The 26,399-nt window shown below is 66.1% G+C and carries 27 protein-coding genes; 14 read left to right on the top strand and 13 right to left on the bottom strand.

Annotated features, from left to right (window positions below; all coding sequences use genetic code 11):
* Positions 1-283: 283 nt before the first annotated feature.
* The gene (locus E6J58_16435; GenBank protein TMB35404.1) at positions 284-1,279 is read right to left on the bottom strand and encodes an aldo/keto reductase; all 996 of its coding nucleotides are present in this window, start codon (positions 1,277-1,279) and stop codon (positions 284-286) included.
* 382 nt (positions 1,280-1,661) lie between these two features.
* Between E6J58_16435 and E6J58_16430 the strand changes: the two genes are divergently transcribed.
* A complete protein-coding gene (locus E6J58_16430; protein TMB35403.1) occupies positions 1,662-2,033 on the top strand; it encodes a hypothetical protein in 372 nt (123 codons plus the stop codon).
* Positions 2,034-2,076: 43 nt separating this feature from the next.
* Here E6J58_16430 and E6J58_16425 read toward each other — a convergent pair whose 3' ends face one another.
* Positions 2,077-2,823 (bottom strand): glucose 1-dehydrogenase, encoded by a 747-nt coding sequence (locus E6J58_16425; protein TMB35402.1) that lies wholly within the window; start codon positions 2,821-2,823, stop codon positions 2,077-2,079.
* Positions 2,824-2,931: 108 nt separating this feature from the next.
* On the opposite strand from E6J58_16425, the gene E6J58_16420 reads away from it, so the two are divergent.
* Entirely contained in the window at positions 2,932-3,318 is a 387-nt protein-coding gene (locus E6J58_16420; protein TMB35401.1) for a helix-turn-helix transcriptional regulator, read from the top strand.
* A 26-nt stretch (positions 3,319-3,344) separates the two neighbouring features.
* Here E6J58_16420 and E6J58_16415 read toward each other — a convergent pair whose 3' ends face one another.
* Both E6J58_16415 and E6J58_16410 read right to left on the bottom strand, forming a co-directional pair.
* Positions 3,345-4,331 carry a hypothetical protein gene (locus tag E6J58_16415; protein TMB35400.1) on the bottom strand — a complete coding sequence of 329 codons (987 nt, stop codon included), beginning with the start codon at positions 4,329-4,331 and terminating at the stop codon, positions 3,345-3,347.
* 108 nt (positions 4,332-4,439) lie between these two features.
* Entirely contained in the window at positions 4,440-5,126 is a 687-nt protein-coding gene (locus E6J58_16410) for a DUF3455 domain-containing protein (GenBank protein ID TMB35399.1), read from the bottom strand.
* Positions 5,127-5,301: 175 nt separating this feature from the next.
* Here E6J58_16410 and E6J58_16405 point away from each other — a divergent pair, with 175 nt between their 5' ends.
* Positions 5,302-6,045: an SDR family oxidoreductase gene (locus E6J58_16405; GenBank protein ID TMB35398.1), complete on the top strand. Its 744-nt coding sequence runs from the start codon at positions 5,302-5,304 to the stop codon at positions 6,043-6,045.
* A gap of 59 nt (positions 6,046-6,104) precedes the next feature.
* Here the strand turns inward: E6J58_16405 and E6J58_16400 are convergent, their stop codons facing one another.
* Positions 6,105-7,085 carry a LysR family transcriptional regulator gene (locus E6J58_16400; GenBank protein ID TMB35397.1) on the bottom strand — a complete coding sequence of 327 codons (981 nt, stop codon included), beginning with the start codon at positions 7,083-7,085 and terminating at the stop codon, positions 6,105-6,107.
* Between E6J58_16400 and E6J58_16395 the strand changes: the two genes are divergently transcribed.
* Positions 7,052-8,476, top strand: coding sequence for an MFS transporter (locus E6J58_16395; GenBank protein ID TMB35396.1), 1,425 nt, complete (start codon positions 7,052-7,054; stop codon positions 8,474-8,476). The two genes, E6J58_16400 and E6J58_16395, sit on opposite strands and share 34 nt — an antisense overlap.
* A 12-nt stretch (positions 8,477-8,488) precedes the next feature.
* Here E6J58_16395 and E6J58_16390 read toward each other — a convergent pair whose 3' ends face one another.
* Positions 8,489-9,520 carry a hypothetical protein gene (locus tag E6J58_16390; protein TMB35395.1) on the bottom strand — a complete coding sequence of 344 codons (1,032 nt, stop codon included), beginning with the start codon at positions 9,518-9,520 and terminating at the stop codon, positions 8,489-8,491.
* Between the two features lie 266 nt (positions 9,521-9,786).
* Between E6J58_16390 and E6J58_16385 the strand changes: the two genes are divergently transcribed.
* Positions 9,787-10,227 (top strand): DoxX family protein, encoded by a 441-nt coding sequence (locus tag E6J58_16385; GenBank protein ID TMB35394.1) that lies wholly within the window; start codon positions 9,787-9,789, stop codon positions 10,225-10,227.
* A gap of 50 nt (positions 10,228-10,277) precedes the next feature.
* Here E6J58_16385 and E6J58_16380 read toward each other — a convergent pair whose 3' ends face one another.
* The gene (locus E6J58_16380) at positions 10,278-11,345 is read right to left on the bottom strand and encodes an AI-2E family transporter (GenBank protein ID TMB35393.1); all 1,068 of its coding nucleotides are present in this window, start codon (positions 11,343-11,345) and stop codon (positions 10,278-10,280) included.
* Between the two features lie 188 nt (positions 11,346-11,533).
* On the opposite strand from E6J58_16380, the gene E6J58_16375 reads away from it, so the two are divergent.
* The 6 genes from E6J58_16375 to ptsP all read left to right on the top strand — a co-directional run bounded on the left by E6J58_16375 (position 11,534) and on the right by ptsP (position 19,349).
* A complete protein-coding gene (locus tag E6J58_16375) occupies positions 11,534-12,019 on the top strand; it encodes an Hsp20/alpha crystallin family protein (protein TMB35392.1) in 486 nt (161 codons plus the stop codon).
* A 409-nt stretch (positions 12,020-12,428) separates the two neighbouring features.
* Positions 12,429-12,860: a hypothetical protein gene (locus tag E6J58_16370; protein ID TMB35391.1), complete on the top strand. Its 432-nt coding sequence runs from the start codon at positions 12,429-12,431 to the stop codon at positions 12,858-12,860.
* Positions 12,857-14,155, top strand: coding sequence for a hypothetical protein (locus tag E6J58_16365; GenBank protein TMB35390.1), 1,299 nt, complete (start codon positions 12,857-12,859; stop codon positions 14,153-14,155). Before E6J58_16370 ends, E6J58_16365 begins: the two co-directional genes overlap by 4 nt.
* A 74-nt stretch (positions 14,156-14,229) precedes the next feature.
* Positions 14,230-14,976: a hypothetical protein gene (locus E6J58_16360; GenBank protein TMB35389.1), complete on the top strand. Its 747-nt coding sequence runs from the start codon at positions 14,230-14,232 to the stop codon at positions 14,974-14,976.
* Complete coding sequence (locus tag E6J58_16355; GenBank protein TMB35388.1) at positions 14,973-17,243, top strand: GAF domain-containing protein; 2,271 nt, start codon at positions 14,973-14,975, stop codon at positions 17,241-17,243. The genes E6J58_16360 and E6J58_16355 overlap by 4 nt, the downstream gene beginning before the upstream one ends.
* Before the next feature lie 324 nt (positions 17,244-17,567).
* A complete protein-coding gene (gene ptsP / locus E6J58_16350) occupies positions 17,568-19,349 on the top strand; it encodes a phosphoenolpyruvate--protein phosphotransferase (GenBank protein ID TMB35387.1) in 1,782 nt (593 codons plus the stop codon).
* 6 nt (positions 19,350-19,355) lie between these two features.
* Here ptsP and E6J58_16345 read toward each other — a convergent pair whose 3' ends face one another.
* The 3 genes from E6J58_16345 to E6J58_16335 are packed head-to-tail and all read right to left on the bottom strand — an operon-like array spanning position 19,356 to position 20,235.
* Positions 19,356-19,664, bottom strand: a complete 309-nt coding sequence (locus E6J58_16345) for a hypothetical protein (GenBank protein ID TMB35386.1) — start codon at positions 19,662-19,664, stop codon at positions 19,356-19,358.
* Positions 19,665-19,689: 25 nt separating this feature from the next.
* Entirely contained in the window at positions 19,690-19,926 is a 237-nt protein-coding gene (locus tag E6J58_16340) for a hypothetical protein (GenBank protein TMB35385.1), read from the bottom strand.
* Positions 19,927-19,944: 18 nt separating this feature from the next.
* Positions 19,945-20,235 (bottom strand): hypothetical protein, encoded by a 291-nt coding sequence (locus E6J58_16335; protein TMB35384.1) that lies wholly within the window; start codon positions 20,233-20,235, stop codon positions 19,945-19,947.
* 279 nt (positions 20,236-20,514) lie between these two features.
* Between E6J58_16335 and E6J58_16330 the strand changes: the two genes are divergently transcribed.
* A complete protein-coding gene (locus E6J58_16330; protein TMB35383.1) occupies positions 20,515-21,555 on the top strand; it encodes an alpha/beta hydrolase in 1,041 nt (346 codons plus the stop codon).
* Here E6J58_16330 and E6J58_16325 read toward each other — a convergent pair.
* Both E6J58_16325 and E6J58_16320 read right to left on the bottom strand, forming a co-directional pair.
* Positions 21,521-21,817, bottom strand: coding sequence for a hypothetical protein (locus tag E6J58_16325; GenBank protein TMB35382.1), 297 nt, complete (start codon positions 21,815-21,817; stop codon positions 21,521-21,523). The genes E6J58_16330 and E6J58_16325 overlap by 35 nt on opposite strands.
* Before the next feature lie 239 nt (positions 21,818-22,056).
* A complete protein-coding gene (locus E6J58_16320) occupies positions 22,057-23,703 on the bottom strand; it encodes a cyclic nucleotide-binding domain-containing protein (protein ID TMB35381.1) in 1,647 nt (548 codons plus the stop codon).
* Between the two features lie 83 nt (positions 23,704-23,786).
* Here E6J58_16320 and E6J58_16315 point away from each other — a divergent pair, with 83 nt between their 5' ends.
* The gene (locus E6J58_16315; GenBank protein TMB35380.1) at positions 23,787-25,073 is read left to right on the top strand and encodes a DUF2252 domain-containing protein; all 1,287 of its coding nucleotides are present in this window, start codon (positions 23,787-23,789) and stop codon (positions 25,071-25,073) included.
* Between the two features lie 34 nt (positions 25,074-25,107).
* The gene (locus E6J58_16310; protein TMB35379.1) at positions 25,108-25,887 is read left to right on the top strand and encodes a D-alanyl-D-alanine dipeptidase; all 780 of its coding nucleotides are present in this window, start codon (positions 25,108-25,110) and stop codon (positions 25,885-25,887) included.
* 2 nt (positions 25,888-25,889) lie between these two features.
* On the opposite strand, the gene E6J58_16305 is transcribed toward E6J58_16310, so the two are convergent.
* Positions 25,890-26,399 (bottom strand): peroxiredoxin (locus tag E6J58_16305; protein ID TMB35378.1); only part of this gene is annotated, 510 nt, incomplete at its 5' end.

Genomic DNA, 26,399 nt, shown 5'->3' with positions numbered 1-26,399 from the left:
CGATGCCCGCGACCATCGCTCGCATGAGCTCATCCCTGCTCGCGGAGCCGTTCGAACCGGTACGCGAGCGCGGGGCCGCCGCGCCCTCCGTACGCCAGCTCTCCCATGAGGAGCGCGAACGGCTCCGTAGCGGGCCATGCGCAACGGTCCTGTATCGACGGGCTCGAAGCCGGCGTCGCGGATGAGCGACGCGGCGACCTTCTTCCCGCGCGCGCCGTCGCCGCCGTAGACGACGCTCGGCCGCGGCGTCCGCTTGCGCGCCTCGTAGACGCCGGCACGCATCTCAGAGGCCCGTCCTCTTCTCGAGGTGCTCCGGATACCGCGCGCCCTGCACCTTGATCTTCGACGCGGCGCCGTCGATCGCGCGGAGCTCGTCGGGCGTGAGCCGTACGCTGGCCGCGCCGAGGTTCTCCTCGAGGCGATTCAGCTTCGTGGTCCCGGGAATCGGCACCATCCACGGCTTCTGCGCGAGCAGCCACGCGAGCGCGATCTGCGCCGGCGTCGCATTCTTCTGCTTCGCCACCTGCCCGAGCAGATCCACGAGCGCCTGGTTCGCCTTGCGCGCCTCCGGCGTGAAGCGCGGTACGATCTGGCGGAAGTCGTTCTTGGCGAACGTGGTCTTCTCGTCGATCGTGCCCGTCAGGAAGCCCTTCCCGAGCGGGCTGAACGGGACGAGCCCGATGCCGAGCTCCTCGAGCGTCGGGATCACTTCCTCTTCTGGCTTCCTCCACCACAGCGAGTACTCGCTCTGCAGCGCCGTAACCGGCTGCACCGCGTGCGCGCGGCGGATGGTCTGAACGCCCGCCTCCGAGAGTCCGAAGTGCTTGACCTTGCCCTGCTGAATCAGCTCCTTCACCGCTCCCGCCACGTCCTCGATCGGCACCTGCGGATCGACGCGGTGCTGGTAGTACAGATCGATTGCATCGACCTGCAGCCGCTTCAGCGAGCCCTCGACGGCCTTCTTGATGTGCTCCGGCCGGCTGTCGGTAAGGCTCCAGTGTGATTCACCCTCGAATGCTGGCCTGAAGCCGAACTTGGTGGCGATCACCACCTTGCCGCGGAAGGGAGCGAGCGCCTCGCCCACGAGCTCCTCGTTCGTGAGCGGCCCGTAGATCTCGGCGGTGTCGAAGAATGTGACGCCGCGCTCGACCGCCTTCCGGAGCAGGTCGATCATCTGCTTGCGGTCGGGCGGCGAGCCGTAGGCGAAGCTCATCCCCATGCAGCCCAGGCCAATCGCCGAGACTTCGAGATTGCTCTTTCCAAGTTTGCGCTTTTGCATTGCCGTTTCTCCTGCTCAGCCCCGCAAGCTGGCGATGTCGATGACGAACCGCTAGCGGACGTCGCTCCTGAGCACGCGCTCGTACGCCTCGTTGGTCCTCTGGATGGGGACGATTTGCCGCATTTCGGTGTCTCCTGCATTGGCTTCATCGACCGGGGTCGATCGCTCACGCGCGACCTGGCCCGGGCTGCCTTGTTCTAGATTGAGCGCCGTGAACGTGCCTGTCGATGGCCTACCGCGAGCGCGGCGTGCTTCACGGGGGTCGCCAGCGGAGAGCGCTACCTCTCGTGCCGCTCAGCGTCGTGCGGGCGAAAAAAGTTCCTGCCATGTCGATCCGGCCCCGGCCCGCTCGTCGCATGATCAGAGCCCCCGAGGAGGAGCCATGAAATACCTGACGTTCATTCGCCATCCCGAGTCGAATCGCGAGTCCCCGCCGCCGCCCGCTTTGATGGAGGCAATGCGCAAGTTCGTCGAGACATCGATCAAGAAGGGCACCCTCGTCGACACGGGCGGTCTGCTGCCGAGCAAGGATGGCGTCCGCGTGCGGCTCGCCAACGGCAAGATCACCGTGACCGACGGCCCGTTCGCCGAGAGCAAGGAGGTCATCGGCGGCTGGGCAATCCTGAAGACGGAGTCGAAGGCTGAAGCAATCCAGGTCGCCACCGAGTTCATGGAGTTGCACCGAAAGTATTGGCCGGGCTTCGAGGGTGAGTCCGAGCTGCGGCCGATGTTCGATCCTGGCATGGGCCCGTAGAAAGACATGCGAGGCCCCCGCCGGGACCTCGCATGTTTCGTTCCTATCGAAGGCCGCCCGACGCGAGGATCTGCTCGCCGGTCAGCCACCCCGAGTCGGGGCCTGCGAGGAACACCGCGACCGCCGCGATGTCCGCCGGCTGTCCGGTGCGGCCCAGCGACGCTTGCGCAATCGCGTTCTTCTCGAAGTCCGACCCGATGAAACCCGCGGCGTGCGTGCCCTCGGTCTCGACGATGCCGGGGTTGATGGAGTTGACCCGGATCTTCCTCGATCCCAACTCCCGTGCGAGGACGCCGGTGATCCCGTCGATGGCGGCTTTGGTGCCGGTGTAGACCGCGCTGTTCGGAGGGGTGATGCGGCTCACCGCTGAGCCGATGTTGATGACGCTGCCGCCTTCGCCCAGATGCTTTGCTGCCGCCTGGGTGGTCAGCAGCAGGCCCAGCACGTTCACGTTGAACTGCTTGTGGAACGACTCCTCCGTGATGTCGGAGAGAGGCGCGAACTCGTATACGCCGGAGTTGTTGACCAGGATGTCGAGACGCCCGTAGGCCTCGATGGCGGCGTCGATGATGCGCCTCGCGTCGGCGGGCCTGGAGACATCGCCGGAGACCGCCACCGCTTTGCCTCCCGCGGCTTCGATGAACGCGACCACGCTGTCGGCGCCCGCTTTGCTGGAAGCGTAATTGACCACGACCGACGCTCCCTCCGCGCCGAGCGACCTGGCGATGCCGGCGCCGATGCCCTTCGACGCGCCAGTGACCACTGCGACCTTGCCTGCGAGCTTGCCCATGGGGTGTTCCTTTCAGAGCGGTTGGGACGAACTCAGGGATGGATGCTTCCATAGTTCGGAAGATTCGAACTATTGAACAAATCCCTCGCAACGCTTAGACTTGAAGTCGTGAGGCCCCTGTTCCACCCCGCCATCGAAGAGGTCACCGTCGAGGGGATCCTGCACGCGCTCGCGGATCCGGTGCGCCTGGCGCTCTATACCGAGTTGGTGGCTTCCACCTGCTCGCGGAGCTGCTCGAGCCTTCTCTCAGTCAGCGACAAGACCGTGCCCAAGTCGACGCTCTCACAGCACTTCCGCGTGCTCAGGGAGGCCGGACTGATCCGCAGCGAGCGCCGTGGCGTCGAGATGCAGAACTCGTCCCGGTGCGCCGAGATCGACCAGCGCTTTCCCGGGCTGATCCCGGCAATCCTCGCCGCGCGCGGCGCGCAGCAGCGAGCCGACTCACCGCGGGTGCGCGCGGGCAGGCGCAAGCAGCCGGTCCGCAAGGCGTCTTGAGGGGCCAATGCGGTTGGCTCTCATTTTCATCCGGCTTGACTTCCGCGGTTCACCAGCGAGATGGCCAGGATGGCCAACGCCATCGACAACACGATTGAGCCGGTGAGCTTTTCGCCGGCCAGCGCCCATCCCAGGAGTACTGCCACGATCGGGTTCACGTACGTATGGGTTGCGACCAGGGTCGGCGAGTAGTGCTTGAGCAGCCATGCATAGGCGCTGAACGCCGTCAGCGACCCGAAGAAGATGAGAAAGAGGAGTCCGACAAATGATTCCGGCAAGATCTGGCTGAATTGAAACGCGTGATGCTCCCCTCGGATGAGTCCGCCTGCCAGCAGCATCAAGGAGCCGCACAGCAGCGGCAAGGCCGCGTTCAGCGTGGAACCGTTTGCGGGCTGCAGCTTGCGGGAATAGACGATGCCAAGCGACCATGCGATGGCGCTGACGAGAACTGCGACAAGCCCGATCAGCACCCCCGGCTCGGCGGATACATCCGGGCGGAAGAGCAGTGCGACGCTGACCGCACCCACCGCGAGTCCCGACCAGGTCATGCCTCGTGGCCGCGGACCCAACTTCAGGACCGGTAGCAGAAGGGCAACGATCGCCGGCTCGATGGCGATCACCAATGCGGCCACACCGGAAGGCACGTTCAGCTCGGCCCAGTGCAGCAGCCCGTGACTGACGAAAAAGAAGAGGAAGCCGAGAATGATCCCCGCGCGCAGTCCCTGGCGCGTCGGCCGCTCTCCTTTCCAGAGTGCCCAGCCGAGGAGAATGGACCCGGCAAGCAAATGCCGGATCGCGGCCGTGAACAAAGGGGGGATCGATTCGACCGCGTAGCGGATTGCGAGGAAGGTCGAGCCCCAGATCACGTAGATCGCAAGAAAGGCGAAGATTGCCTCGATCCGGCTGGGTCGCACGGTTTGAAGAGCGGAGGCGTCGGACACAGCGGAGCTCTCTGTCATTTGCGTGAGGACCAGCCGTTCAGATGCACGGCCGCTGGACTGGTTCTGAAACATGACTGTGAAAGTCCCTCAGCCCATGGGCGGCGCATTGGACGAACTGCGAAGTACGGAGAACCGGACGGTTGCGCCGTCCGGTTCTTCCACAGTCCTCGAGCAGAGATCCTAGTTGCTCTGGTCCGCCTGGTCTTCACCGGCCTTCTTGTAGAAGAAGTAGTCGGCCTTGTAAGGCACGAACGCCGAGTGGCCGACGTCTGTTGGCGAACTGCAGCCCGTCGACGGTGCGAGCCCTCCAGAGGTGTTCAGCCGCTGAATGAAGGTGGTCTTCGTCAGCGTGCCACCACCGGTGGGTCCGTCTTCCCCTTTGACGGCCGTCAGCAGGAGCCAGGCGATGGCATTCGGTGCGACGAAAGGGGCGTCGGTGGAGGACTCTTTCAGTTTGGCCCAAACGGTGCTCGTGTCCCGGGAGTGTTGCCACGTGGCCCGAATCGTGCCAACGGCTACCACCGCTGGATTCGTGTTGTTCTCAAACGGGTTGGGGCTGAAGAAGTGGGTGGTGAGTTGCTTCTCATCGTCGCTGAACAAAGTGGCCTGCGGCGTGAAGAGCGTATAGGCGACGCCAGTGCCTGAGGGCACGCAGATGTAGTTCTGGGTGCCGACGCCATGACCCACGAGGAACACCTCGTTCCCCGCTTCCACTTTGAGCTTGTCGGGCACGGGTGGCGGCGTGAGATCGTCGGCGTAGGCCGGCTGCGGCAGCGCGATCGCGAACGCCGCCGCGAGAGCAGTGGCCCAAGCCATGGGCACGATGCGACTTGTGGTCCGATTTTCTGGTGCATTGCAATTCTTCATATGATTGTCCTTTGGCGGTTTGTGTTTGTTGCACTCCCAATGATGCGATCAGCCGGCCGTCTATTCCCCAGCTTCCAGCCGTCCGGCCGCACGGAGATGCTGAAACAGCGCATCCGGACATCCAGCGACTCCGGCGCGCGCAGACGACCGCGCGCTGCGCTAAAACCTCCACGCGATGTCGGTCATGGTCATCACCGGTGCGAGCCGCGGGATCGGCGCGGCGACCGCGCGCCTGGCGGCGGAACGCGGCCATGACGTGTGCGTGAACTTCCGCACGAACGAAGCCGCTGCCGCCGCCGTGGTTGCCGATGTGCGCGCGGCGGGCCGCAGGGCGATCGCCGTCCAGGCCGACGTCGCCAGCGAGCCCGATGTCGTGCGTCTCTTCGAGACCGTGGATGCGACGGTGGGCGTCGTGGCGGGGCTGGTGAACAATGCGGGCATCCTCGAGGGGCAGACGCGCGTCGAACACATGGATGCGGCACGCATCAGCCGGGTATTCGCGACCAACGTGACCGGGGCGTTTCTGTGCGCGCGCGAGGCCGTCCGCCGGATGTCCAACCGGCACGGGGGTCGCGGGGGAGCGATCGTGAATGTCTCCTCGCGCGCGGCCGTCCTCGGCGCGCCGGGTGAGTACGTCGACTACGCCGCGTCGAAAGCGGCGCTGGACGCCCTGACCATCGGTCTCTCCAGGGAAGTCGCCGGCGAAGGGATTCGCGTCAACGGCGTGCGAGCGGGCATCATCGACACGGGGATCCACGCGAGCGGCGGTGAGCCGGGACGCGTTGCGCGACTGGGCCCTCTGCAGCCGATGGGGCGGGGCGGCCAGGCTGCCGAGGTTGCTCGCGCCGTTCTCTGGTTGCTCTCGGACGAGGCTTCCTACACGACAGGCACGTTCATCGACGTCGCCGGCGGCCGATGAACTCTCGACTCACTACTCGAAGCGCCGAGCGCTGACGTCGAGGACCTTCAAGGCCATGATCATCCCCGCAGCACCGCGGCTGCTTCCCTGCAGCGCGCTTCCAGCGCCGCAATGAGCGCGCGGATGCGTCCGGTGCGCTGGACGTCCGCGTGCACGACCAGCCACAGATCGACGCGCTCCACGGGTAGATCGGGGAAGACGCGGCGCAGCCGCGGATCCGTATCGCCCAGGCAGCACGTGAGCGCTCCCACGCCGAGGCCGTTCGCTACGGCTTCGACCAGCGACAGCATGCTGTTCGCTCGGACGGCAGCGCGGGCGTCGCGCAGCGAGTGAGTGAGCGACGCAAATGCCGGCGCCCCGCGGAAGCCTTCCTCGAAGAGGACCGCGTCGTGCCCGGCGAACCCTGCTCCAGGCGCGGGCGGGCGGTGCCGCGCGAGGTAATCCGCGGACGCGTAGAGTGCGAACCCGATCGCCGTCAGCCGGCGGAAGCGCAGATCGCCGGATTCGGGTGACGTGAAGCGGAGCGCCAGGTCCGCCTCCCGCCGCGCGATGTCCAGGCGCGCAAGTCCCGTCTGCAAGTGCAGCCGGATCTCCGGGTGGCGCCGGTGCAGCTCGCGCATGGCCGGGAGGACCACCGCGTGGCCAGCCGATTCGGCTGCGGCGATGCGCACGGTGCCCGACAGGCGGCGGTCAGCGCCGAGCGCCCGCTGCTCGACGGCGAGGGCGGACTGCTCCATTTGCTCCGCGGCGGCGCGGATGCTCTCGCCCGCGTCGGTGAGCACGAACCCGTCGGGGGTCCGCTCGAAGAGCTTCGCGCCGAGCTCGCGCTCGAAGGCGGAGACCCGCCGGCCCACCGTCGTGTAATCGACCCGCAGCCTGCGCGCGGCGCGCGCCAGGGTTTTCGCGCGCGCCAGCTCGAGGAAGAAGCGCACCGCGTCCCAGTCCGCCATGCCATGCAGAATTGCATGGTTTACATGCGCGGGCGAGGCCACCCTCCGAGTAGCGCATGCATCTATCCCGGCGGACCCGCGCGGAGGCATGCATGCCCCGGCCACATCCCGACCCCCGATTCACCCTCATCGCCAGCAGCTTCGGTCTGGGCATGGCATTGCTCGACGTCACCGCCGGCAACGTCGCCCTTCCCAGCATCCGCGCGGACCTGCACACCGACGCAGCCGGCCTCTCCTGGGTCGTCGATGGGTACACGTTGCCGTTCGCCAGCTTGCTGCTTCTGGCCGGAGGCCTGGGCGACCGCCTCGGCGCGCGGCGGTTGTTCACCGCTGGGCTCGTCGTCTTCACCGCCGCCTCCGCGATGTGCGTCGCCGCGCCCGACATCGGCTGGCTCATCGCCGCCCGGGTCCTCCAAGGGATGGGCGCGGCGCTCTTCATGCCCGCATCGCTGTCGATCCTCCGCAGCGCCTATCCCGAGCCCGTCGAGCGCGCGCGGGCAATCGGCATCTGGAGCAGCCTCACGGCCGTGACCGGCGCGAGCGGTCCGTTGGTCGGCGGTGCCCTCATCCACGCATTCGGATGGCGGAGCATCTTCCTCATCAACGTCCCGATCGGCGTGCTCGGCGTCCTGCTGGCGCTCCGCTTTGTGCAGCGCAGCCCCGCGTCCGCGACGAGGGCGTTCGATCTAGGTGCGCAAGCGGCGGGAGCGTTCGGACTCGCCGCCTTGACCTGGGCGCTGATCGAACGGTCCGCTCGGGGCTGGTCGTCGCCACTCATCGTGCTCGCGTTCGTCTGCGCTGCCGGCGGAATCGCCGCGTTCGTCGCGCTCGAGCGACGCAGCGCGGATCCGATGCTGCCGCTCCACCTCTTTCGCGATCGGACCTTCACCACCACGGCGGCGGCAGCCCTGGTTTACGCTGCCGGCTTCTTCGGCGGCCTGTTCGTGCTCTCGATCGAGTTCCAGGACGTCCAGGGACATAGTCCAGCGGCCGCGGGGCTGCTCTTCGGTATCGTCAGCGTTTTCTTCGGCGTGACGAGCATCGTCGCAGGGCGACTGGCTGGTCGCTACGGAACGCGCGCGCCGATGGTCGGTGGGCTCGCCGTCCTCTGCGCCAGTGCAGTGGGGCTCGCCGAGCTGCCGGCCTCGGCGCCCCTCTTCATGGAAGGGCCTCTCCTGGCGCTCACCGGCCTTGGGGCAGCTCTGGTCGCGCCCTCGATGAACGCCGCGATCCTGGCCAGCGTGCCTTCCTCGCTGGCGGGCATCGGCGGCGCGGTGCTGAATACGAGCCGTCAGGTCGGCACGGCCCTCGGCATCGCCGTGTTCGCGTCGTCCTTCCACGGCCGGCCGGCGGCGGAAGCCGTCCGCCTTTCGCTCGGATGCGCCGCGCTGCTGTACCTGTGCGCGCTCGCCCTCGCGTCGCGTGCAACCGCGCCGGCATCGCAAAAGACTTACGACGTCATTCCGGTCGTCGACCACTGAGCCCGATGCATTCTACGCGACGGATGCGAGGCTCCGGTGCAGCGCCAGCCGGTGCTCCACTTCCTCGAACAGCGCTCGCTCTTCCTCGCCCTCGCATTGCAGGGGCGAGACGCGGAATCCCTCGCGGGCCGGGGCGTAGGTCAGGAATGCGCGCAGCGTTTCCTCCTGGCCGTCAGAGAGCGGATTTTCCGCATGGACGTTCACCAGCACAGTCATCGATTCCGGCGTCGCGTGCGCGACCACGGAGCGGATGTGCACGAACACGTGCCGGGTCACTGGCCGGATGAAGTTCAGGCCGTGCAGTCCGGCCAACCGGACCGGCTCGCCGCGGAGCCACGCCCGTGCAGACAGATTCGCGCTCGTTTCGATCCAGCGCATCAATGTGCCGCCGTAGAGCGTGCCGTGGAAGTTGAGGCGGCTGGAGCGGATGGGCTCGATCTTGTGGACGTACGAGAGATGCCGCTGCCGCGGCTTTTCCGCGCGCTCCCATGGCAGGCGAAACGCGGGAAGGAGCTTGAGGAACTCGCGGATGAGCAGCGTGTTGTCCGCGGAGCCGCCTCCGCCCGGCGGACCGCGCAACTGCCCGCTCGCCAGCTTGTCGCGGAACTCACGGCGCAGCCGGCCCTCGTCGAAGCGCGTGATCTCCTCCAGGGTCTCTGGATGCAGCTGCGGCACGGGACCTGGTTTTCCCGCGTCGTCGAGAGCGACGAAGGTCATGTAGCCTGCGACCGATTCTCGCGCGGTGCCTGCGGTGGGAAGGCCGTGCGTCATCGCGACACAAACGCCGATGCTCCGGGGAGAGGTGTAGGCCACCTCGGCGGTCATCGTGACCCGCTCGCCGATCTTGATCGGGTGCCGCAGTTCCATTGCATCGACGGAGGCAGTGACAACCGGGCGCCGGCAGTGGCGCGTCGCCGCCAGAACGCCGACGACGTCCATCCACTCGAGGATCTTGCCGGCGCGCAGAAATCCCAGCTCGTCGGCGATGTCGGGCGCGACCCACTCGTCCAGGTGCGCGCGCGGGCCTGACTTGAAGTCCGCCATGGCGCCGAACGTAGTTAGGCATGCCGCACTGCGCAATTTTTCCTGAGCGACATTTTCGTCCCAGACATGTGCGCCTTGGGAGCCGGATGCGCGACGGAGTGGTCGAGCGTTGCCTCGAAAAGGCGCCGCTCGCAGCGTCCTTCATCCACCGTGCGGGCAGGGCATGCCTGCGCTGACCCAGGCTTCCAAAGCTTGCACGAATTTCTCGTGCTGATGCTGCGGCGGGTGCCTCGACCGGCTATGGGGTGTGTAGAACGGAGGAGCACATGGATGTCATCTCGAAGTGGGCGCAGGTCGTCGGTCGCGTTGCGCTCGGAACGATCTTCGTCGTCAGCGGACTCGGAAAGCTCGCGGCCTGGCGCGGAACCGTCGCGTACGCGGCCAGCAAGGGCGTTCCGGAGATTCTGCTCGCGATCGCCACCGCCCTCGAGTTGCTCGGGGCCGTCTCCATCGTCGTGGGGTTCAGGGCCCGCTGGGGTGCGCTCGCGCTGCTCGTCTTCCTCGTGCCAGTGACGCTTGTGTTCCACAACTTCTGGGCAGTCCCTGCTGCGCAGCAGCAGATGGAGATGGTCAACTTCCTCAAGAACCTCGGCATCGGCGGCGGGCTATTGATCGTTCTTGGAAGAGGAGCAGGCGCCTTCAGCGTCGACAGCAGCCGAGGATCCACGCGCGGCGAACCGGTCGCGGTCACGCGGGCCGCACAATAAGGAGTTTACAGCGTGGCCTGAGTTGGCTTTTCTGCGCGCAGGGTCCGCCTTCATGCGGGCTCGCGTCGCAGATCGTCGTCCCGCTCCTTGCGCAGCGACAGGATCTCCCGAATCACGATCTGCGCCGTCGCCGCCGCCGGGACCGCGATGATGGCACCCGGGAGCCCCATGAACTCCGCCATGAACAGGATGGCCAGCGTGGTGATGAGAGGGTTGACGTGCACCGTGTGGCGGAAGATGAGGGGGCTGAACAGGCTGCCTTCGAGCTGCCCGTAGACAATGAAATAGATGCCGGTGGCGACCGCCTTCAGCGGCCCGCCGGTGATCAGAGCGAGCAGGGTGATGGAGCTGCCTGCGACCAGCGGACCGGCGTAGGGGATGGCGCTGGACGCACCGCTCATGATTCCAAGCGGGAGAAAGAACGGCATGCCCGTGATGGCCAGGAAGATCGTCGTCAAAGTCGCGTTGATCGAGCAGATCCCGATCAGCCCCCCGACGTAGCCGCCGACAGAGCCGTAGACCTTCTCGACGACGCGCTCGTAGCGCCGCCGGTTCGGTGGCGAAGCCTCGGCGAGCGTCGCGACGACCAGGCCGCGGCCGAAGAGCAGCATGAAGATGGCCAGCAGCAGCAGGGTCACCAGGCCCGCCATCGCGCTGAGGAGGCTGCCGATGGCCGTGAGCACGGGGGCCACGGCGCCCGCCGCCGTCGGCACTGCCTGGCGGAACTGCTCGGCGAGATCGAAGTGCGCGTCCAAGGCGAGGAACAGCCGCGTCTGCTGGATCTTCTGCCAGAGCATGGGCGCCGCGGCGAACAACGCTTTGGCCTGACTCGCCACGGGCGGAATCAGCATGACGCTCAAGCCGGCGCTCAGCGCGAGCAGCGTGACTACGACGGCGGGTACGGCGACCTTGCGCGGCAGGCCACGCCGGGTCAGCGCTTCGGCCGCGTGGTTCATGGCCACGGCCAACATGCCCGCTCCGAGCGAGAGGGTGACCGAGACCTGCGTTCTCAGCAGGAAGAAGACCAGGGCCGTGACGGCCAGGACGCCGAAGCAGACGGTGAAGACGGTCTTGAGCGTGACCTGCGAGGCGGGGCGAGCCGGTCCGGAGGTGGCCATTGCGCCGTTCTACCGGAGTTCGCGGGCGCCGAACTTTTATTGCCGGGATCAGCACGGACTTCGACTCCCCCTCGTCGCGTGCTTGACGAGCCCTTCCTTGTGGTTACGTTGGCGTGGCTGGAGGTCGTGGATCAGTCGATGGCCTCCCCCGCGCCGATCGAGGCGCCCGTTCAGCGGGGAGGATTCAAATGTTCATCGTGAGGTACGACCCGCTTCGTGAAGCGATGCAGCAGATGCGGCACCAGCTCTTCCACCAGCACTTCGAGCAGCCTTACGAAGAAACCCAGGGCACAGGCGGCGGCTGGTCGCCGCTCGTCGACGTTTTCGAGGACAACGACGGCATCATGCTGAAGGTCGAGTTGCCGGAGGTCGATGCCAACGATGTCGACATCCAGCTCGAGGGTAACGCGCTGAACCTGCGCGGCGAGCGCAAGCTCGAGAACGCCGACAAGCAAGAGCGGTATCACCGTGTCGAGCGGTCCTACGGCAGCTTCAGCCGCAGCTTCACGCTGCCCTCGACAGTGGAGATGGGGAACGTCACCGCGCAGAGCCGCGATGGCGTGCTGCGCATCTTCCTTCCCAAGAAGGCGGAGACGAAGCCGCGGCAGATCAAGGTGCAGACCGACTCGAGTCCCGGTGAGCAGGGGATGGGTAGAGCGATGCCCATCGCTTGATCACATTTTGACGCTGGTTGGATTGAAGCCGGGGAGCCTGAAGTCGGCGGGTGACATCACGTCGTGAAGTGAAGGCTCGCCGGCGATCCGACTGTCCGGAACTGCGCTCGACATTTCTGTATTTCTGTCGCGTACGATTGAGTGCTCTAATTGGGCGCGCCGAAAGCTCGGTTGTGCCCCGCAGAGACGACCCAGTGCTCTGTACGGTCGAGGTTCTGCTTGGCGCGTGGCGGCGCCTGCTGGCACTTGCGGCTGGCGAGGGGACGAACGGACCTCGCCTCCACGCTCGTGCTGCGCCAGGTGTTCTAGTCCTGCCATCGGACGCGCAGCAGCGCTGCGGGTCGTGCGGCATCTAATCATCCACATTATGTTGCACTCCGACCAGCACGCGTCCTCGACGGGAACCTCGGTGCTTGACGGGAACAATCACCGCGCGCGCGTGGACGCCTGGATGGAGCGGGCCGCCAAGGAGGCTCCGCCCGAACGGCTCTTCGACGCTTTCGAGAGCGCTTTCGGCGCGATGTGGCGGCGCGCCCGCGTTACGCTCGGTGACGTCACGCTCAAGGCCATCCTCGATCGCGTGCTTTACACTGCCGCCGAGCGGTTCCCGTTACTCTCACCGCTCGAGGTGGACGCAACCGGTCTCCGCAGCGACAAGTTCCGCCAAGGCGCCGGCAGCTTGCACCGCGATCAGCTCGGGGAGGGGATCCGTTTCATCCTGGTGGAGTTCCTGACAGTCCTGGGCAACCTGACCGCCGAAGTCCTCACCCCCGCGCTTCACGCGGAGCTCGCGAAGGTCGCGGCGAAGGATGCAGTCCACGGCGAGGAAGCAAAGTCATGAATGAAAACAGTGACGTTGCGCGCGTCAAGACCGGCGTGCGGAACCTCGACGCGCTCTTCCTCGGTGGGCTACCGAAGGGAACGGTCGCCGTCGTCGGCGGGCCGCCGGGCGCGGGCAAGACGATCCTCGCCCAGCAGATCTGCTTCCACAACGCCTCGCCCGAGACGCGCGTGCTCTATTTCAACACGCTCTCGGAGCCGACCGCCAAGACCCTGCGCTACCTGACCCAGTTCCAGTTCTTCGACGCGAGGAAGATCGAGGCGGGCATCCAGTTCGTCGACCTGGGCGTCATCCTGCGGGCCGAGGGGCTCGAACCAGCCTCCACGCTGATCATGGAGCACGTCAAGAAAGTGAAGCCCGCCATCGTCGTGATCGACAGCTTCAAGGCGTTCGATGACCTGGCGAAGTCGCACGAACAGCTGCGGAAGTTCAGCTATGAGATCGCCGTGAATCTGATGGCGTGGGAGACCACGGCCCTGCTCCTCGGCGAGTATGCTCCGAGGGACATCGAAACGAACCCGCTCTTTTCCGTCGTCGACGGCATGCTGACGCTCCACCAGCGCGAGCAGTCCGGCGAGCAGCAGCGCTTCATCCAGATCTCCAAGATGCGCGGGACCAACCATAGCCGCGACGAGCACTCGTTCGTCATCACCTCCAACGGCATCGAGGTCTTCGCTCCGCGCGTCACCATCCACCGCGAGGACCGGAACACGGCCGATACGAAGCGCCTCAAGACGGGCATGTCCAGGCTGGACGACCTTCTCGGTGATGGCATCCCGCTCGGCTCCTCCCTGCTCATCGCGGGCGTGGCCGGGACCGGCAAGACGGTTCTCGGACTCGAATTCATCTACCGCGGCGCCCAGGCGGGCGAGAAGGGAATCGTCTTCTCCTTCGAGGAGACCGAGGAACGGCTGCGCGCCATCGGCCGGGGGCTCGGCTGGGACCTCGACGCGGAGATCGATCGCGGGATGGTCGAGATCGTCTTCATCCCCCAGCCTGACATCATGGTGGAGGCGCACCTCCTCATGATGCGCGAGCGGGTGCAGGAGCTGGGAGCGAGACGCGTCGTCCTCGACTCGCTCTCGGTCTTCCTGCACAAGATCAAGGATCCTCAGATCAGCCGCGAGAAAACCTTCCAGCTCGCGACCATCGTCCAGAACGCTGCCGCGGTCGGCTTCTTCGCTACCGACATCCCCTACGGCTCCTCGCAGCTCAGCCGCTTCGGTGTGGAGGAGACGGTGGTCGACGGCGTCATCCTGCTCACCTCGACCACTCCAAGGGCCGGCACAACCTGATCATCGGACCGGGCGGGATCAATATCTTTCCCCGCTACCCCGCGGAGCCCGCGGCCGAGAAGCCTCCGGCTGCGATGGAGACTTCGCGTCGGTCTTCCTCCGGAGTTCCTGGCCTCGACGAGCTGCTCGGCGGAGGGCTGCTCGAACGGAGCGTCACGCTGGTGTCGGGAAGCGCCGGCATCGGAAAGACGACGCTCGGGGTGCAGTTCATTCTCGAGGGCGCAAAGCGCAAGGAGCCGGGGCTGTACGTGGCCCTCGAGGAGGGGCCCGCTCAGATCCTCAAGACTGCTGAGGCGCTCGCGCTGCCTTTGGGCGAGGCTGTCGAGAAGGGTCTCGCGGAGATTGTCTTTCTCTCCAGGGCGCACGTCCGCGCGAACCAATTCCTCGCCATCCTGACCGACAAGATCGGGGCGCGCAGAGCGCGGAGGCTGGTCCTCGACAGCGCGAGCCATGTCGTGACGGAGGGCTTGTCTTCCGAAGAGTTGCGGCAACTCCTCTACGGCCTCGCCGCCCAGTTCAAGGCGCTCGACGTGACGAGCCTCCTCACGCTCGAGTCGCAGGCGATGTACGCTACCGACTCCATCACCGATGGCGGCTTCTCTCCGGTCGCTGACAACATCATCATGCTCCGGTACGCGCAGGTGCCGGGGGCGATTCGTCCGACCCTCGCGGTGGTGAAGACGCGGGGCAGCCTCCACGACCGGGGAACCTTCTACTTCGACATCGCAAAAGGCGGGATTCGGATCGCGGAGCGCATCGACGAAGCCACCCCTACGCGGGCGAAGGTCGACCGCGGCAGGAGCACGTGGAGGGGCCGATGAGCGCCGAGCGTCGAAAGGAGAGCAGGGGTCCGGAAGCCGGGGAAGGACCGGCGGCCCCAGGACCGGAAGCGCAGGCGCGGGCGTATCTTCGCCTCCGCCAGCTCTACGAGATCAGCAAGCTGCTCACGTCCTTCGAAAACGTCGAGGAGACGATCACGGCGATCGTCGGCATCGTGGGGCAAGCGCTTCCCCTGCGCAGCGTGATCTTCATCCTGGAGAGTGCCGGCCCTTCGCGGACCATCGTCTGGAAGGCGGACGCCGAGAGCGAGGAGAGGCTGCGGGCGGCCAAAGCCCGTGCGCGCGGCTCGTACTCCTACCTCGTACGTTCCGGCGTTGACCTGGACGCTGTCGCGGCTCGAACGCTTCCCGGTCCGCTCCGCGACGACGTGCGGCTCGAGGCGGAGGACGCGACGAGCTTCGTCTTGCTTCCACTCGTCGTCGACCACCGCCCGATCTTCGGCGCTCTTCAGTTCGAAACGGCGCCGCGCCTGGACGAGCTCGATCTCGTTTTCGTCAACGCCGTTGTCAACCAGCTCGCCGTCGCGCTCGATCGGCAGGCGGCCATCGAGGCGAAGCAAGCGAAGGCCGAGGCAAGACGCGCGGCGGCAGAGGTGCGCGAGGCTCATACCGAGGCCGAGCGCAGCTGGCTCAAGACGGTGCTGGATCGGATGCCCGCTGGCGTCATCATCGGTGAAGCTCCTGGCGGAGAGCTGCTCCTCGCCAACAAGCAGGCGGAGCAGATCTGGGAACGCCCGATAGCGCTGGGCGCCGGGACCGCCGAATACCGCGAGTACCGGGGGTTTCACCCGGAGGATGGCCGGGCGTATGAGCCCGAGGAATGGCCGCTCGTCCGGTCCATCGCAAGGGGCGAGATCGTGACGGAGGAGGAAATCGAGTATCTCCGCAGCGACGGAACGCGCGGCACCATGCTCGTCTCCTCGGCTCCCATCGAGGCGCCGGACCGGCGCATCGTATCCGGCGTCGCGACCTTCCATGACATTACGCAGCGCAAGCAAGTCGAGAGGGTGCAGCGCTTTCTCGCGGAGGCGAGCGCCATCCTCGCCGCCTCGCTCGACTACCGTGTCACGGTCGCAGCGGTAGTTCGCCTTGCGGTCCCGGTTCTCGGCGACGTCTGCTTCCTCGATGAGATCGGGGAGGACGGCGAGGTCCGCCGCCTCGAGGTCGTCTTCGCCGATCGGAAGCTGCGCGATCTCGCCGAGCGCGTCCGGCTGCTTGCGCCCAGCCCGGGCTCGCAGTCGCCCCAGGCGAAGGTGCTCGAGTCGGGCAAGCCGCTCCTTCTCGCCGAGCTTGCCGATTCGGATCTCCAGGATACTCCGGAGGGCGAGGAGATGCTTCGAACGGCCGGTCTTCAGTCGATGATCGTCGTCCCGCTTCTGGCGCGTGGGCAGAACCTCGGCGTGCTCACCTTCGCGACAGCGTCCTCCGGCCGTCGCTATTCGTCTTTGGATCTCGCATTCGCCGAAGAGATCGCGCACCGCGCCGCCCTCGCCATCGACAACGCGCGGCTCTACCTGCACGCCACGAAGGCCACCGGCACGCGAGACGAATTGATCGCCGCGGTATCGCACGATCTGAAAAACCCGCTTGCCACGATCGTCACGACCGCCGAGCTTCTCGCGAGGAGCGAGGCGCCTGACGAAAAGCGCCGAAGATGGGTCGAGTCGCTACGAAAATCCGCGGATGCGATGAAGCACCTCATCGAGGATCTCCTCGACATCGCCAGGATCGAGGCCGGGCGTCTCACGATCGAGGAGCAGCGCTGCGCGGTTGGGGGGCTGCTCGCCGAAGCCTTGGATCTGATGCAGCCGCTCGCCCAGCAGAAGAGGCTTCGGCTCGAAAGACAACTCCCTGGCGGGGAGGTCTACCTCCGGTGCGATCGACCGCGGATCCTCCGGGTTCTCTCGAACCTCATTGGGAATTCGATCAAGTTCACCTCGGAAGGCGGCGCTATCACCGTCAGGGCCGAGCTTGCCGATCGCGAGGTCCGGTTCTCGGTCGCCGACACCGGCTCCGGGATCGCAGCGGATGAGCTCCCGCATATCTTCGAGCGCTTCTGGCAAGCGAGGAAGACCGCGCGGCTGGGCGCCGGTCTGGGGCTCGCCATCGCCAAAGGGATCGTAGACGCGCACAGGGGCCAGATCTGGGCGGATAGCGAGACTGGGACGGGCAGCACGTTCTTCTTCACTCTGCCGTTGGGCAATCGCGAGGATGCCCCTCGTCCGGTGGACGCCGGATCACGGCGTTGACCTCGGCCCCCAGCATCAAAGCAAGTGGAAAACCACATCCACACTGGAGCGACCTGTCCGCTCATCGCGGGATTACGACGGCCAGTACCCGCCGTCCATTCGGTACTTGATCCTCGCGCAGTCCGAGGACCGCGCCCTTCAGACTGTCAGACTGCATTTCTCGCCTGCGCGAAGAAGCGCCTCGTCGTCGACCGGCTCGAGACGCAGAGGGCCCACGACGGAAATCGAGCCGCGCTCCGGTGAGAAGCGGAGTCAGCCACACACCCAGGAGGGAGCACCCATAGCCTTGTTTGAGCGGGTCGCGGAGGCTAGTGTCCGCGGCCCATGACCGCGAGCAGGGTACTTAGCGGCACGGCTGCCTCAGACGGCATTGCCATCGGTCCGGCACACCTGCTGGTTCCGCCCGTAATCGTCGTCGAACGCCAGATCTCGCGAGATCTCGTGCCCGTGGAAGTCGCCCGGCTTATCAGCGCGGTGACTTCGACTGACGAGCGGCTCGCGGTGCTCTCGGCGCGGCTGGAATCGGAACATCTACACGAAGGACACCTTCTCCTAGAAGCTCATCGGATGATGCTCAGGGACGACGAGATCGTGGGCGGAACGCGGCGCCTGATCGAGAGCGACGAGATCGCCGCCGAGGGCGCCGTGCGCCGGGTGATCGACGCGATCGCCGCGAAGTTCGGCCGGATGGAGGATCCGTATTTGCGCGAGCGGCGTGCGGACATCGAGGCCATCGGCGACCGTCTGCTGCGCACGCTGCTCGGTTTACCGGAAGTGTCGACAGACACCTCGTTCGCTCCCGGCACGATCGGAGTCGGTTCCATACTGTCTCCGATCGATGCCTTGCACCTGCCCCGGTCCGGCATGGTCGGTTTCGCGGCCGAGCGCGGTGGCAAGACATCGCACGCTAGCATCATCCTGAGGGCGTTCGAGATACCCTTCGTCGTCGGCGTGCGCGGTCTGCGCTCAGCGGTCCATCCCGGTGACAGGCTGGTCGTGGACGGATCGCTCGGCGAGGTGATCGTCAACCCGGACGCCGAAACGATCAAGCTGTACGAGGAGCGCCGGGACCGGGAACGGTCACGGCTGCAAGCGCTGAAATCCCGGGGAATGGGTCCGGTCGTCACCCGCGACGGCGTGCGGATCGAGCTCTCCGCCAACATCGAGGCGCCTTCGGAAGTATCGGCCGCCCTCGAGTTCGGTGCGGAGGCGGTGGGCCTGTTCCGAACGGAATTCTTGTATCTCGACCGCCCCGAGCTTCCGAGCGAGGAGGAGCAGTTCCAGGACGCGGTGGCAGTGCTCGCCGCTCTCGGCGGCCGGCCAGCGACCTTCCGGACGCTCGACATCGGAGGAGAGAAGCTGCCCCTGGCGGCGGCGATGCCGCGAGGCGCGAATCCGAGCCTCGGCGTGCGCGCCATCCGCTTCTCCTTCCTGCGCCCGGACATTTTCCGGACGCAGCTCCGGGCACTCTACCGCGCCTCGGCTGTGGGCCCGTTGCGAATCATGTTCCCGCTGGTGTCCGGGATCTCGGAGCTCGACGAGGCGCAGCGGCTCTGCGCCGAGACCGCCGAGGAGCTCGCGCGCGAGGGTGTGGCCTTCGATCGCAACCTCCCGATCGGAGTCATGATCGAGACCCCGAGTGCGGCATTGAGCACCGATCACCTGGCGAAGAGCTCGAGCTTCTTCAGCATCGGAACCAACGACCTCATCCAGTACACATTCGCCGCAGACCGGGAGAACGAAGACGTCGCACATCTCTACCATCCGCTCCATCCCGCCGTTCTTCGCCTGCTCAAGAGCGCCATCGACGGCGCGAACGGGGCGGGCATACCCATCGCCATCTGCGGTGACATGGCCGGAGACCCAGCCTTTACCTGGGTCCTCATCGGGCTTGGACTGCGCAGCCTCTCCATGTCCCCTCGCCTGATCCCGGCCGTGAGATCGGTCATCAGCGCCAGCAGGATCGACGAGATGGAGGCGCTCGTCGCGCAAGCGCTCACCCTTCGCTCGGAGACCGCGGTGGAAGACCTGGTCCTGGGCATGATGCGCGAGCGCTTTCCGCTCGAGCTCGCCAGCGGCGAGTCTCGGCCCATCAGCGGCTCCTAGACGTTCTCAGGAAGCCCAGCGGCCCGCGTGCGCCGGACAGCTTGCCAGCCACGGTTGCTGTTCCATCGAACGCCGCTCGAGATCGACTCCACAGATCTCGCAGCGGCCGTATTGGTCGGTATCGAATGCCTGGATGGCGCGATCGATCCGCTCGAGGAAGCTTCGCAGCCGTAGCTCTGGGTCTTCGCCGGCGCTCGCGGGCGCCGGCAGGCACGCGAGATCGACGTCCTTGCCCCAGAGCACTGCCTCGAGAAGCTCCGCCACCTCCTTGCCCTTGCGCAGCAATGGCGGCTTCCAGGTTTGGTTGGCGAGCATCTGGAACTCCCTGGGCGGCGCGCGCTCAGTGTGGATCGAGCGCGCGTAGACGCGCCAAGAGCCGGCGGACATCGAGCTGCAGCTCCGCCGAGAGGGGCCGTGCACGCGCGCTTCGGATCTCCAGGTCGACGTCGATGAGCTTCTGCGAGGAAGCAAACTGTGTCTGGCCGTGGCGGAAGCGGACGCGCGTGTCCCCGAGCAGCTCATCGAGCTGCAGGAGCTCCCGCTTCAGATCCGCTTCCTGAACCTGTGTCGGCGCCACCTGAACCCCCGATCCCCGTCAGATCGCTCTCTCCGCGATGACCGAAAGATAGCTGGTCCGCTTGAGGTCGGTCGCCTTCTTCGCGCCTTCCGTCAGCGCTCCGTGGCGAACCCAAACGACGGACGGATTTCCACCAAGGCCAATCTCATCAACGACGGGGTTGGCAACGTCCTTGACCAGCGCCTGAAAGTCGTGTCCCGCGAGCCCTGGCTGGGCGTGCGCGAACCACTGGGCGGCGTCGGCCGCGTTTGCAGCCATGCAGTGGTAGTACAGGGTTTCTCCATACCTTCTCACTCCGAATTCGCGCATGTTTCCCTCTTTGCCTGCCGTACGGCAGCTTGTGCGAGCAGAAGACATTGTACGCGCCGCATGGACGCGGTGCTTCCCTTTCGCCGCTGGCTGCTGCTGCTTCGACGGTTTGGCCCCCTGTTGGTCGCAATCGAGCTCGCTTGTGCCACGAGCTCACCGAGGCGGATGACGCGACGCATCGGCGCGCCGCGCATCAAACCGATAAGGAGGAAGCACCGTGGCGAAGAAGGACGAAATGGCTCGACGCGAGAAGATTGACGCAGATCGCGCCCAGGAGACCTGGGACGGCGAAGGGGGAGCACCGCCACGGCCGGACGTAACCGGCGCTGCCGAATCGTCACCGGAGCTCACTCTCTCTCCGTTACGCCGGGTCGGGGAGCGGCGTCGAGGAGATCGGCGCAGGTGATTGCGACACCGTTAGCGAGCGAAGCGAAGCACCATCACGTCGATTTGGGCGAGGTGACGCTTCACTGGACCGAGGTGGGCGAGGGGCCGCCCGTCTTGCTCTTGCATGGCCTCAACGACTCACACCGCACTTGGCGGGAGATCTGGCCTCGCCTGCCGGGCCGCCGAGTCCTGATGCTAGACCTTCCAGGCCACGGAATGTCGGGCCGCCCGGACGCTCCCTACACGCTCGACTGGAACGCAACGCAGGTCGCGCGCTTCATCGAGCGCCTCGATCTCCGGAATCTGGATGTCGTCGGTCACTCGTACGGCGGCGGGGTTGCTCAATGGCTGTTGTTGAAATGCCGCCCCCGGATTCGACGCCTGGGCTTGCTGTCCTCTGGCGGTCTGGGGCGGGAGGTCTATCCATGGCTGAGGATCGCCTCCGTGCCCTTCCTGATCGAAGCCTTCGGCCAGCGCTGGATGGGGCCGATTGCGGGTTTCGCCATGGCGCGGGCGACCACCAGCGATGCAGCGGCCGAGATCGCCTTGCTGACTTCTTACCTGCGCCAGCCAGGGACCGCCCGCGCGTTCTCGCGGACGGTGCGCGATGTCATCGGCTGGCGGGGCCAGACGCGAAACCTCTTCGATCGGATCACGGAAGTCGACGAGCTTCCACCCATGCGCCTCTTCTGGGGAGCTCGCGACACCATCCTCCCCATCTCCCATGGCACGGCCACCGCCGCCTTGCTGGAGAACTGCGAGTTGATCCGCTTCGAGAACTGCGGCCACTTCGTCCACTGGGAGGAGCCAGAGGGGCTCGCCCGCGCGCTCCGGATCTTTCTCGACTCGCGCGACGCGTCGCCGGCCCACCTGAGGACGCGTCCCCCCTCTTCCCATCTCAGTCCTGACGTGGCTCCACAGCGGATAGGGTGAAGCTGCACCGCTCCGTCATCGCTTCAGAAAGATTGGCGACGAGGCATTCCTCGCCGCGAACGCGCAACGAGAGCGGCCTCGCAAAGGTTGCCGTGATGGCGCTCTTTCCAGTCGTGGAGAAGTAGTGGGCGTGCGACTTCAAGAGTGAAGCCACGCCCCTGCCTCGATCGAGATCGAAAGGAACGTCAAGGGTCGAGGTGTCGCTCGAACGAACCGACACTTCGCCGGTCTTCAGATCCACGATCGGAATCATCCGCTTCATTGTGCCTCCTGGCGAGGCGCCAGCTGCGATTCAGGCTTAACGCCCGAAATGGAGGCGAAAGGACGAAGCGAGGGTGGCGTTCAGCGGATTGTAACGTGGATGCCCATCGAGCGCTCGCCGGACGCGCTCATCCAGACCGGGCCCGACCGGAAGGTCCCATTTCGTCTTTCCTGCCTCGCCGCCCCTCGTCCTTGTCGCGGACGACGGTGCGGGATGGTATCGCGGACCGGGATAAAGCTTTAGAGCTCCTGCAGCGCCCTGTGGATGAGCTGGACGCAGATCGAGCCCTCGCCGACCGCCGAGGCGACCCGCTTCACGCTGGACGAGCGCACGTCTCCTACTGCGAACATCCCGGGGATGCTCGTCTCCATGAGAAACGGTCGCCGCGCAAGAGGCCAGCGCGCTTCGGTCAGCTCCTCGGGGCGGAGGTCGGCGCCGGTCTTGACGAAGTTCTTCTCGTCCAGGACGACGCATCCCCGGAGCCATGCGGTGTTCGGATCGGCCCCGGTCATGACGAACAGGCTGCGGATCGGTCGCGTCTCCGGTTCTCCCGTTTCCACGTGACGCCATCGGATCCGCTCGAGCCGGTCGCCGCCCTCGAGCGAATCGATCCGTGTCCGAGTGCGCAAATCAACGTTGCGGCTGTTTTCGATGCGTTGGATCAGGTAGCGGGACATGCTTTTCGCGAGGTCCGGCCCGCGGACCACGACATTCACCCGCGACGCACTGCCAGAGAGGAAGACGGCGGCTTGCCCTGCCGAATTGCCGCCGCCCACGATCGCGATCTCCTCTTCCCTGCACGACTGCGCCTCGAGGTGCGTCGCGCTGTAGAAGATGCCGGCGCCCTCGAAACGCGAGAGCTCGGGCACGTCGAGCCTCCGGTACCTGGCGCCGGTGGCGATCACGATCGTCCTGGCTTGTACGACGTCGCCGTCAGAGAGGTGCACGCGGTAGGGACGGTCGTTGCAGTTGAAGCGGACCGCCGTGCGCGCGATGGCCACCTCGGCGCCGAATTTTTCCGCCTGGGTGAGCGCGCGGCCGGCGAGCGCCTGCCCGGAAATCCCGGTGGGGAACCCCAGATAGTTCTCGATCCGCGAGCTCGTTCCGGCCTGTCCACCGGGCGCGGTGCTCTCCAGCACCAGCACATCGAGACCCTCCGACGCGGCGTACACTGCCGCGCCGAGGCCCGCCGGTCCTGCGCCGACGATGACGACGTCCCTCACCGTCTTGGCGTCGAGGTTCGCGGTCAGCCCGAGCTCTGCCGAAAGTGCCTCGATCGAAGGGTTTCGGAAGACGTGGCCTTCCTCACAGATGATCACCGGCACTTCGTTGACGCCAATCTGCAAACGATCGAGCAGCGCCTGCACTCCCGGCTCTGTCTCCACGTCGTGGTACGTGAACGGTTGGCCGTTCCGCGACAGGAACTCCTTGAGTCGCAAGGTGCCCAGGGAGTGTCTCGAGCCGAGGAGGACCAGGTCGTTCTCAGCCTGGGAGATCAGCGCTGTGCGCCGGAGGACGAAGGCACGCAGGAGGATCTCACTCAGCTCGGGATCGCCTTGCACGACGGCGCGGATGCCGTCCCGGTCCAGGGCGACGACGGACCCCTCGGCGGCCACGCGGGCACGGGCCAACGTAACCCGGGCCGAAAGCATGTTGATCTCGCCGGTGAACTGACCCGGCCCGAGCACCGTGATTGGTTCTTCCCGGCCGGCGACCTGACGCACGATCTCGATGCCTCCGTTGAGCACCAGGAAGAGGTTGGTATTCCGGTCGCCGGGCTCGAACAGGACCTCCCCGACCGAGATGCTGCGACGTTTGCCGATTCCAGAAATGCGCGAAATCTGGCCATCGGTGAGGCGGGGATACATCTGCTCGCGACGATCCATGGGACCTCGGTGGATACGCTCCCGCAAGCGCCGGCGCAATAGCGGCTGCGCAGGCACAGCTTCGCTATCTTCCGATTGGAGGCGTGATGGTGGCTGAGCGCGACCCTGTTGCGGAGATCATCGCGGCCTGCAAGGTACTGCGAGGGGAAGAGCATCGCGTCCTTCATGAAGCCCTCGGGACCGACCTGACGGTGGAGGCGTTGCGGCGCAAGCTCGACGCGCTCGCGTCGGGATCGTTCCCGTTCCTGCGCGGAACCTTCCACCTGATGGCGGCCGATCTTCTGCAGGGCCGCGTTCCGGGCGCCGCGCCAGCAGCACCCGAGGGCCTCATCGGCGGTGACGTGCACCTCGAGAATTTCGGCACCTACCGCGGCGCGAGCGGCGAGCTCTGCTTCGATGTCAACGATTTCGATGAAGTCGGATGGGGTCCGCTGGATCTCGACCTCAGGCGTCTGTGCACGAGTGCCATGCTTCTTCCAGGAATCGATCGCGAGGCACGGCACGCTGCGGCCCGCGAGCTCGCGCAGGCTTGGGCCGAGGCGATCGATCGGCTCGGTGGACGCTTTCCCATCCCTAGTTGGAGCCTCGACAAGGCCGAGGGTTGGCTGCAGCAACTGCTGCGCGAGAAAGGACGCCGAACGGAACTGGATCTGGTGGCGAAGGTTGCTCCGGAGAAGGGGCATCGCCGCTTTGGCGAGGACGGCGAGCCGCCCAAGTTCGCGCACGCAGCAGGCCCGTGGCCTCAGGTGGTCGAGCTCGCGCTGGACGAGTATTACGACCACCTGAAACAGCTCAAGGCAGACACACGGGGAAGAGGATGGAAGCTGCTCGACGTAGCGTACCGCTTCAAGGGAAACGGGTCCCTGGGGCGTCTTCGATTCGCAGCGCTGCTGGGTGACGACGAGGAGCGAATGTTGCTCGAATTGAAGGAGGCCGCCCCAAGCGCGATCGAGCTCGCCCGGGGCACGAACACGTTCCTTGCCCAGCGAGCGCGTGTGCAAACCGCGGCCATCCGCAGGATGCAAGGCGATCCATGGCCGCGTGTAGCGGGCACCCACCTGGGCAAGCTCCCCGCGCTCGGTCGAGAGATCCAACCCGAGGAAGAGAAGCTACGTTGCGCGCGGTTCGCCGTTGCGCAGGACGGGAGCGGCCACGAGCAGCTCATCGCATACGCCAGGCAGTGCGGCGAGGTATTGGGGCGCCTCCACTGTCGCGTGAACGCGCCTGCCATGCTGGGTGCGCCGTGGAACGCACTGGAGGCAGCACGCTCTGCGGTGTCGTTTGCAGAGAGTTATGCCGCCGTCGTCGAGGCGGACTGGCACGCCTACGTCCAAGCCCGCAGCCGCGTCGCCCAGGAGCTCGGCGTATAGCCGTCGAGGGGCGGCACAGTCTAGGCTACGCCCCATGAACCGCTCTCGATCCGCTCCGTGGTCCGTTGTCGCAGCGCTCCTGTCGGCATGTGCCGCCGGCTCGCCGGCGGTCCAGCGCGGAACCGTCGCGCAGCGGCCCGACACGTTCGTCTCCCTCGCGGAAGTAGACCCGTCCATCGCCATCGAGCTGAGGTACTTCGGGTCCCATAATTTCCTGGGACACCCGGTGCGTGGTTACAAAGCGGAGAAGTGTCTGCTCACCAGACGCGCCGTGGTGGCCCTGAAAAACGTCCAGGACGATCTGCGGCCGTTCGGTCTCTCTCTGAAGGCATACGACTGCTATCGCCCGCAGCGCGCGGTCGACACCTTCGTGACCTGGGCGAAGGACTTCGCCGACGACAAGATGCAAGCCGAGTTCTACCCGCGCGTCCCCAAGGATCGCATCTTCCGCGAAGGGTACCTGCTCGAGCGATCCGGCCACAGCCGCGGCAGCACCATCGATTTGACGGTGATCGCGCTACCTCCGCAGCCGCAAGAGACCTACAGGGACGGCGACAGGCTGCGCGACTGCGGCCTGCCTGCCGGCCAGCGATTCGGCGATAACACGCTCGATTTCGGCACCGGGTACGACTGCTTCGACGCGCTGGCCAACGTGGACAATCCCCGAATGAGCGTCGACCAGAAAACGAAGCGGCTCATGCTGCGGGCACTGATGGAGAAGCACGGCTTCAAGCCGTACCCGCCCGAGTGGTGGCACTTCACGCTGCGCGACGAGCCGTATCCCGAGACGTTCTTCGATTTCGAGATCGAGTAGAACTATCGCCCTTTGAGCTGCTGCACAGCTTCCAGCGCCTTCGCGACGTTGTCTGCGGGAGCCATGTTGCCGATGGTGGCAGCGACCTTTCCAGTCGGCGTCACGACGAACGTGGTGCGTTCGGCGAAGCCATGGCCGATCTCCTCGCCGCGCGTGTTCTTGGCGCCCGGCTTGGCTTCGCGCACCTGCAGGTCGTAGCTCTTCGCGATCTTGCCGTCTGCGTCGGAGGCTACCGGAATCTTGCCGGCGCAGTACTGCGGGTCAGCCGAGAACTGGTTCAGCGTCGCAATCTTGTCGAGCGACACCCCGATGATGCTGGCACCCGCCGCGGCAAACTTGTCGTTGTTCTCCGAGAACGCGTGCGCCTGGGTGTTGCAGCCGCCGGTGAAGGCCGCTGGATAGAAGTAGACGACGACCGGGCCCTTCTTCAGAGCATCCTTGAGCGCGAACTTGAACTCCTTGCCGGCGAGCGATGCCGGTGCCGTGAACTCAGGCGCCTTGTCGCCTTCCTT

It is taken from the genome of Deltaproteobacteria bacterium (assembly GCA_005879535.1).
Taxonomy (GTDB): Bacteria; Myxococcota; Myxococcia; order Myxococcales; family 40CM-4-68-19; genus 40CM-4-68-19.
Note: the sequence above shows the minus strand (reverse complement) of the source record. Positions and strands in the feature narration are given on the sequence as shown.

What these genes read in the sequence shown, in the direction of transcription:
- E6J58_16325 (TMB35382.1), bottom strand. Translation starts at nt 21,817, where the DNA reads ATGAAGCGGATGATTCCGATCGTGGATCTGAAGACCGGCGAAGTGTCG.
- E6J58_16400 (TMB35397.1), bottom strand. Translation starts at nt 7,085, where the DNA reads ATGCCTCCGCGCGGGTCCGCCGGGATAGATGCATGCGCTACTCGGAGG.
- E6J58_16335 (TMB35384.1), bottom strand. Translation starts at nt 20,235, where the DNA reads ATGCGCGAATTCGGAGTGAGAAGGTATGGAGAAACCCTGTACTACCAC.
- E6J58_16365 (TMB35390.1), top strand. Translation starts at nt 12,857, where the DNA reads ATGAATGAAAACAGTGACGTTGCGCGCGTCAAGACCGGCGTGCGGAAC.
- E6J58_16360 (TMB35389.1), top strand. Translation starts at nt 14,230, where the DNA reads ATGGAGACTTCGCGTCGGTCTTCCTCCGGAGTTCCTGGCCTCGACGAG.
- E6J58_16390 (TMB35395.1), bottom strand. Translation starts at nt 9,520, where the DNA reads ATGGCGGACTTCAAGTCAGGCCCGCGCGCGCACCTGGACGAGTGGGTC.
- E6J58_16355 (TMB35388.1), top strand. Translation starts at nt 14,973, where the DNA reads ATGAGCGCCGAGCGTCGAAAGGAGAGCAGGGGTCCGGAAGCCGGGGAA.
- E6J58_16385 (TMB35394.1), top strand. Translation starts at nt 9,787, where the DNA reads ATGGATGTCATCTCGAAGTGGGCGCAGGTCGTCGGTCGCGTTGCGCTC.
- E6J58_16380 (TMB35393.1), bottom strand. Translation starts at nt 11,345, where the DNA reads ATGGCCACCTCCGGACCGGCTCGCCCCGCCTCGCAGGTCACGCTCAAG.
- E6J58_16425 (TMB35402.1), bottom strand. Translation starts at nt 2,823, where the DNA reads ATGGGCAAGCTCGCAGGCAAGGTCGCAGTGGTCACTGGCGCGTCGAAG.
- E6J58_16395 (TMB35396.1), top strand. Translation starts at nt 7,052, where the DNA reads ATGCATCTATCCCGGCGGACCCGCGCGGAGGCATGCATGCCCCGGCCA.
- E6J58_16415 (TMB35400.1), bottom strand. Translation starts at nt 4,331, where the DNA reads ATGTTTCAGAACCAGTCCAGCGGCCGTGCATCTGAACGGCTGGTCCTC.
- E6J58_16320 (TMB35381.1), bottom strand. Translation starts at nt 23,703, where the DNA reads ATGGATCGTCGCGAGCAGATGTATCCCCGCCTCACCGATGGCCAGATT.
- E6J58_16410 (TMB35399.1), bottom strand. Translation starts at nt 5,126, where the DNA reads ATGAAGAATTGCAATGCACCAGAAAATCGGACCACAAGTCGCATCGTG.
- ptsP (TMB35387.1), top strand. Translation starts at nt 17,568, where the DNA reads ATGACCGCGAGCAGGGTACTTAGCGGCACGGCTGCCTCAGACGGCATT.
- E6J58_16345 (TMB35386.1), bottom strand. Translation starts at nt 19,664, where the DNA reads ATGCTCGCCAACCAAACCTGGAAGCCGCCATTGCTGCGCAAGGGCAAG.
- E6J58_16405 (TMB35398.1), top strand. Translation starts at nt 5,302, where the DNA reads ATGTCGGTCATGGTCATCACCGGTGCGAGCCGCGGGATCGGCGCGGCG.
- E6J58_16435 (TMB35404.1), bottom strand. Translation starts at nt 1,279, where the DNA reads ATGCAAAAGCGCAAACTTGGAAAGAGCAATCTCGAAGTCTCGGCGATT.
- E6J58_16430 (TMB35403.1), top strand. Translation starts at nt 1,662, where the DNA reads ATGAAATACCTGACGTTCATTCGCCATCCCGAGTCGAATCGCGAGTCC.
- E6J58_16375 (TMB35392.1), top strand. Translation starts at nt 11,534, where the DNA reads ATGTTCATCGTGAGGTACGACCCGCTTCGTGAAGCGATGCAGCAGATG.
- E6J58_16310 (TMB35379.1), top strand. Translation starts at nt 25,108, where the DNA reads ATGAACCGCTCTCGATCCGCTCCGTGGTCCGTTGTCGCAGCGCTCCTG.